Source organism: Streptomyces solincola (genome assembly GCF_002982015.1).
Classification (GTDB): Bacteria; Actinomycetota; Actinomycetes; order Streptomycetales; family Streptomycetaceae; genus Streptomyces; species Streptomyces solincola.
On sequence record NZ_PVLV01000452.1, the window covers coordinates 1 to 5,235 of the forward strand.

Below are 5,235 nucleotides of genomic sequence, written 5' to 3' on the forward strand. Positions count from 1 at the left end.
CATCCGCCCTGCCCACCCCGTCAGTCCCGTCCGCCCCGACCTCTCTGTCCTCGCCGTCGTCGCCGTCCTTCCTGGCCGGCGTCCTGCGCGGCCCCACCGGACTGGGCACCTCGGGTCTCTTCCCGAGCCGGCGTGAGGACCCCGCGCCGGATCCGGGACGCGCACCGGTGACAGAACCGGCTGCGGGGAGGGCGGTGCCGGGGCTCTACCACCACCCGATCGCCGAGCCCGACCCGGCGCGGGTGGCGGAGGTCAGCCGCCGGATCAAGGACTGGGCGGTGGACGAGGTCGACCTGTTCCCCGACGAGTGGGAGGGCCACTTCGACGGCTTCTCGGTCGGGCGGTACATGGTCGCCTGCCATCCGGACGCCCCGACCGTCGACCACCTGATGGTCGCCACCCGGCTGATGGTCGCCGAGAACGCGGTCGACGACTGCTACTGCGAGGACCTCGGCGGCTCGCCCAAGGGGCTCGGCGGCCGGCTGCTCCTCGCGCACACCGCGCTCGACCCGCTGTACACGACGCCGGAGTACGAGGACGGGTGGGCGGACTCGCTGCACGCGGACGCGCCGCGGCGGGCCTACCGCTCGGCGATGGAGCACTTCACCGCCATGTCCACCGCCTCCCAGGCCGACCGGTACCGGCACGACATGGCCCGGCTGCATCTCGGCTACCTCGCCGAGGCCGCCTGGTCCGAGACGGACCACGTGCCCGAGGTGTGGGAGTACCTGGCGATGCGGCAGTTCAACAACTTCCGCCCCTGCCCCACCATCACCGACACCGTCGGCGGCTACGAACTACCGGCGGACCTGCACGCGCAGCCCGCCATGCAGCGGGTCATCGCGCTGGCCGGCAACGCGACCACCATCGTCAACGACCTCTACTCCTACACCAAGGAGCTGGACAGCCCCGGCCGGCACCTGAACCTGCCGGTGGTGATCGCCGAGCGCGAGGGGCTGTCCGAGCGAGACGCCTACCTGAAGGCGGTGGAGGTCCACAACGACCTCATGCGCGCCTTCGAGGCCGCGGCGGCCGAGCTGGCCGCCGCCTGTCCGGTCGTCACCGTCAGCCGCTTCCTGCGCGGCGTGGCCGCCTGGGTCGACGGCAACCACGACTGGCACCGCACCAACACCTACCGCTACAGCCTGCCCGACTTCTGGTAACCACCTCCGGCAAGAACGGACTGATCGTGACCCACACCGAGATTCCCACCGCCACCGGCGCCGCCTCCGCGTTCATCCCCGCGCCCGCGACGCCCTACCAGGGGGACATCGCCCGCTACTGGAACGCCGAGGCCAGGCCGGTGAACCTGCGCCTCGGCGATGTCGACGGCCTCTACCACCACCACTACGGCATCGGCGACGTCGACCACGCCGCCCTCGGGGACACCGAGGACGACGGGTACGAGAAGCGGCTGATCGCCGAACTGCACCGGCTGGAGTCGGCGCAGGCCGACGTCCTGCTGGACCACCTGGGCGCCGTCGGGCGGGACGACACGCTCGTGGACGCGGGCTGCGGGCGGGGCGGTTCGATGGTGATGGCCCACCAGCGCTTCGGGTGCAGGGTCGAGGGCGTCACCCTCTCGGCCAAGCAGGCCGACTTCGCCAACCGGCGCGCCGCAGAACTGGGCATCGCCGACCATGTCCGCGCCCAGGTGCGCAACATGCTGGCCATGCCCTTCGAGACGGGGCAGGCGGCGGCCTCGTGGAACAACGAGTCGAGCATGTACGTCGACTTGCAGGACCTGTTCGCCGAGCACTCCCGGGTGCTGCGGGTCGGCGGGCGCTATGTGACCGTCACCGGCTGCTGGAACCCGCGCTACGGCCAGCCCTCGAAGTGGGTCTCGCAGATCAACGCGCACTTCGAGTGCAACATCCACTCCCGCCGGGAGTACCTGCGCGCCATGGCCGACAACCGCCTGGTGCCGCAGGCGGTCGTGGACCTGACGGCCGAGACGCTGCCCTACTGGGAGCTGCGGGCCACCTCGTCCCTGGTCACCGGGATCGAGGAGGCGTTCATCAACTCGTACCGGGACGGCTCCTTCCAGTACCTGCTGATCGCGGCCGACCGGGTCTGACGCGCGGTCGGTGGCGGGGGCCGCGCGGCCCCCGCCACACCCCTAGCCCGCGGGGGTGAAGCGCACCGGGAGGGCCGCCGGCCCGCGGGTGAAGACGCCCTGCTCGGCCGGTACGAAGCCGTCGGCCAGCCTCAGGTCGGGCATGGCGTCCAGGAGCTGGTTCACGCCGATCTCGACCTCGGCCTTGGCGAGCAGCGCGCCGACGCAGAAGTGCCGGCCGAGCGCGAAGGCGAGGTGGTCGGCGGCGGCCGAGAACGCGGTCGTGGTGGTGAGGTCGTCGCGGAAGACGTCGAAGCGGTCCGGCTCGCGGTAGCGCTCGGGGTCGCGGTTGGCGGAGCCGATCAGGCATGTGACGGTGGAGCCGGCGGGGATGGCGCCGCCGCCGAGCTCCACGTCCGTCGCGGACTGCCGCATGATCATGTGCACCGGCGGGGTGTGGCGCAGGGTCTCCGCGAAGGCCCGCGGGATGAGGGAGCGGTCCGCGCGGACGGCGGCCAACTGCTCGGGGTGGGTGAGCAGGTTGGCGAAGATGCCGGCGATCGCCTTGTCGGTGGTCTCGCCGCCGGCCGCGAGCAGCAGGCTGCAGAACGCCTTGATGTCCTCGTCGCTCATCCGCACGCCGTCGATCTCGGCGGCGCAGAGGGTGGAGAGCAGGTCGTCGCCGAGGTGGTCGCGCCGCTCGCGGATGATCGGCAGCATGTACTCGGCGAACTCGACCCGGGTGCGGTCGCCCGCCGCGGCGACCTCCGGGTCGCCCGAGAGGTTGCCGAGGAAGGCGATCACGGTGGTGTACCAGTGGTGGAAGCGGGGGTGGTCGGTCTTGTCGAGGCCGAGCATGTCGGCGATGACGTTGACCGGGAAGCGGGTCGCGTAGTCGGCGACGAGGTCGGCGGAGCCGGTGTGCCGGAAGGCGTCGATCAGTTCGCGCGAGTTGCGCTCGATGACCGGCAGGAACTTCTCCTGGAGGTCGGCGCCGCGGAAGGCGGGGGCGACCAGGGCGCGGCGCACGGCGTGCTCCCGGCCGCTGAGCTGGAGGATCGTCTTGCCGTGGACGGGCTCGATCTGCCAGTCGTAGTTGTCGGTGGTGAACTCGCCGTTCCTGTCCTTGAAGACGTACTCCACGTCCTCGTACCGCGAGACGACGTAGCTCCGGGTGGGCTCGTGCCAGAAGACCGGCGCGCTCTCGCGCATCGCCCGGTACGCCGGGTAGGGGTCCGCGGCGAACTCGGGTGACAGGATGTCGGGCACCTGCGGCGCGCTGGACATAAGGCTCCCATCGGATCAACAACCGGCTGTATCGGTACAGCTTTTGATCATTTCATGGGCGGGATGGCGCTGACGATAGTCCGGTTGTCCGATGAGCGGTGGTTGGCTGAAATTGATCGACACCATGTCACCGAGGCCGCGCGGCGCGGCGGGCGGGATCAGAACCCCAGTGGGGAGGCGAGGACGCGGCCGGGGTCGTAGGTCCGCTTGATCTGCGCCAGCCTGTCGGCGTTGACGCCGTAGTACGCCTGCCGCCAGTCCTTCAGCGCCGGGTCGGCGTAGTTCTGGTAGGCGCGGCCGCTGGCCCAGGGCCGCATCGCGCCATGGGTGGCATCCAGCCACGCCCGGTGCGCGGAGACGGTCGCCGCGGAGGCGGCGTCCGGCCAGGAGACGAGGTACTGGGCGAGGAAGCGGGCGTCGCGGTGGACGAACGCGGTGGACCGGGCGCCGATCCGGTTGACCGCGCCGCCCAGCGCGTCCAGGGCGACGCTGCCCGCGCCGCCGCCGCGCAGCGCGGCCAGGGCCTCGACCCGGGCGATCAGGGCCTTGACCCCGCGCTCGGGGATGTCGCGGGTGTAGAAGTCGGAGCGGGCGGCGTACGACTCGCGGGCGACGACGCCCTGGCGGGTGCGCCCGGGCAGGGTGCCGCGCTGGTGCGCCTGGGCGACGGTGCGCCCCGAGACCCCGCCCATGATCATCATGGCGTCCATGAAGGTGTGCGGCTTCACGGAGAGGCCGGCGGCCGGAGCGCCGATCCGGTCGGCGAGGCGGTCCAGCTGGTTCATCAGGGTGGAGCGGGGCTCCAGGCTCAGCCCGCCGACCCGCACCGAGCCGGGGCGGCCGCCGACCGGGGCGGCGAGGTGCAGATTGGCCCAGATGCCGTCGGGGGCGGTGGGCGCCCAGCGCTGCCACTCGCGCACCACGGCGGCCGCCCGGGACCACGGCCAGGACAGGAAGAAGGTGGTGCAGGAGGGCAGCGCGTGGGTGCGCAGGTCGAGGGAGGTGACCACGCCGAAGTTGCCGTTGCCCGCGCCGCGCAGCGCCCAGAAGAGGTCGGGGTCGTGGGTGGCGTCCACCGTGCGCAGCCTGCCGTCGGGGGTGACGATCCGGGCGGCGGTGATGTGGTCCGAGGTCAGGCCCCAGGCCCGGGCCACCACGCCGATCCCGCCGCCCAGCGCCAGCCCCGACACGCCCACGGTGGGACAGGACCCGGCCGGCAGGGCGCGCTTGCGGGCGGCCAACCGGTCGTACACGTCGATGAGTTTGGCCCCGGCGCCGACGGTGGCGGTGGTGCCGGACAGGGTGACCTGGGCCATCCGCTGCACGTCGACGACGAGGCGGTCCCGGCCGGTGGACGCGCCGGCGTAGGAGTGGCCGCCGCTGCGGATCGCGACCGGGACGCCGTGCTTGCGGGCGAAGGCGAAGGCGGTGCGCACGTCGTCCGGGCCGGCGCAGTAGGCCACACCGGCCGGGCGTATCGCGTCGAAGCGCGGGTTGAACAGGGTGCGGGCCGCGTCGAAGTCCTGGTCGCCGGGGCGGACCAGCGACCCGGCCAGCTCCCGGCCGAACGCGGTCCACGCCCCCTGGGACGCGCGGCCGGTGGCCGCGGTCGCGGTCCGAGCGCCGCCGGGCGCGGGCCGGGCGCCGCGGGCCGCGCCGCCGTCGGCCGCGTGCGCGATCGCGCCGCCGGGCGCGACCGCGGCGGTCGCCGCCAGCCCGGCGAGCAGCACCCCGCGCCGGCTCGGCCGCCGCCGGACCGCCTCCCCCGTCCGCGCGTCCTCCGACTTCTGCACCGGCCCCTGCCCCTGCCCCTGCGTCATGCCGCGCCCGCCCCTTCATCGCTCTGGTCCATCCGGCTGGTCCGTCCGGCTGGTTCATCCGTCCGCCCGTAC

4 protein-coding genes are annotated in these 5,235 nt (G+C 73.1%); 2 read left to right on the forward strand and 2 right to left on the reverse strand.

Translation table 11 applies throughout. The features are described 5' to 3' along the window. On the forward strand, positions 1-1,163 hold a 1,163-nt coding region (locus C6N75_RS24315; protein WP_219852909.1), incomplete at its 5' end, for a family 2 encapsulin nanocompartment cargo protein terpene cyclase. Positions 1,164-1,189: 26 nt separating this feature from the next. After that, complete coding sequence (locus C6N75_RS24320) at positions 1,190-2,077, forward strand: geranyl diphosphate 2-C-methyltransferase (protein ID WP_105871038.1); 888 nt, start codon at positions 1,190-1,192, stop codon at positions 2,075-2,077. Between the two features lie 42 nt (positions 2,078-2,119). Here C6N75_RS24320 and C6N75_RS24325 read toward each other — a convergent pair whose 3' ends face one another. Together C6N75_RS24325 and C6N75_RS24330 are read right to left on the reverse strand one after the other, a co-directional pair. Then, positions 2,120-3,343, reverse strand: coding sequence for a cytochrome P450 (locus C6N75_RS24325; protein ID WP_105871039.1), 1,224 nt, complete (start codon positions 3,341-3,343; stop codon positions 2,120-2,122). A 158-nt stretch (positions 3,344-3,501) separates the two neighbouring features. After that, positions 3,502-5,163: an FAD-binding oxidoreductase gene (locus C6N75_RS24330; protein ID WP_105871040.1), complete on the reverse strand. Its 1,662-nt coding sequence runs from the start codon at positions 5,161-5,163 to the stop codon at positions 3,502-3,504. Positions 5,164-5,235 lie beyond the last annotated feature (72 nt).